Source organism: Streptomyces tricolor (genome assembly GCF_002155905.1).
Taxonomy (GTDB): Bacteria; Actinomycetota; Actinomycetes; order Streptomycetales; family Streptomycetaceae; genus Streptomyces; species Streptomyces tricolor.
Genome location: NZ_MUMF01001086.1, coordinates 1 through 1,177, shown reverse-complemented (window position 1 = coordinate 1,177; position 1,177 = coordinate 1). Strand labels below are relative to the sequence as shown.

Below are 1,177 nucleotides of genomic sequence, written 5' to 3'. Positions count from 1 at the left end.
GGCGTACTCGATGCCGTTGTGGACCATCTTCACGAAGTGCCCGGCGCCGTCGGGACCCACGTGCGTCACGCACGGGGCGCCGTCGGCGGCCTTCGCGGAGATCTTCTCCAGCATCGGGCCCAGCGACTCGTACGACTCCTTCGAACCGCCCGGCATGATGCTCGGCCCGTGCAGCGCGCCCTCCTCGCCGCCGGAGATGCCCGTGCCGACGAAGTGGATGCCCCGCTCGCGCAGCTCCCGCTCGCGGCGCCGGGTGTCCGCGAAGTGCGCGTTGCCCCCGTCGATGATCATGTCGCCGGGCTCCAGCAGCGGGGCGAACTCCTCGATCACCGCGTCCGTCGGCTCGCCCGCCTTGACCATGACGACCAGACGGCGCGGACGCTCCAGGGCCGCCACGAACTCCTCGGCGGTCTCGGCCGCGACGAAGTCGCCCTCGTGCCCGAACTCCTCCACCAGCGCCTTCGTCCGCGACACCGTACGGTTGTGCACGGCGACCGTGTAGCCGTTGCGCGCGAAGTTCCGGGCGAGGTTGCGGCCCATGACCGCGAGGCCCGTGACGCCGATCTGCGCTGAAGTGCTCATACCGCCTGCTCCCTGGTTGCCTCGTGTACTACGGCTCCGTCAGTACGGGCCCTCGCCCATCCTTACGTGCCGCCACGGCGAGCGCACATCCGACCCGCCACGCATGAGTACGCGGGACGGCGGCCTTCCGCCTCAGTCACCGGCCCGCCACCTCAAGCAGGGGCCGCATCCGGCCACTTGACCCCCGCCCGAGGCCGATTTGCCGTCTTGTCATGGCCTGTTCGTGGCGCTTACTTTTGCCGCTCCTGACGCATGCCGAGGGGAATTCGGACATGGCCGTACGCGGCCGGCACCGCCGGTACCAGCCGAACAGGATCAACCGCGCCTCACTCACCGTCACGGCGGGCGGCGCCGGCCTGGCGCTCCCGCTGGTCGCCGCCGGCACCGCGAACGCCGCCGACGCCGCCACCTGGAACAAGGTCGCCGCCTGCGAGTCCAGCGGCAACTGGAGCATCAACACCGGCAACGGCTACTACGGCGGGTTGCAGTTCACCCAGTCCACCTGGGAGGCGTACGGCGGCACCCGGTACGCGCCGCGCGCCGACCTGGCCACCCGGGCCGAGCAGATCGCCGTAGCCGAGAAGGTCCTGGACGG

At 70.9% G+C, this 1,177-nt stretch carries 2 protein-coding genes; one reads left to right on the top strand and one right to left on the bottom strand.

The genetic code is table 11. From position 1 onward, the window contains the following. On the bottom strand, nucleotides 1-582 hold a 582-nt coding region (locus CCN44_RS42895), incomplete at its 3' end, for an NAD(P)-binding domain-containing protein (RefSeq protein ID WP_244204094.1). Between the two features lie 272 nt (nucleotides 583-854). On the opposite strand from CCN44_RS42895, the gene CCN44_RS42890 reads away from it, so the two are divergent. After that, the coding region (locus CCN44_RS42890; RefSeq protein WP_143650538.1) for a transglycosylase family protein at nucleotides 855-1,177 on the top strand (323 nt) is incomplete at its 3' end.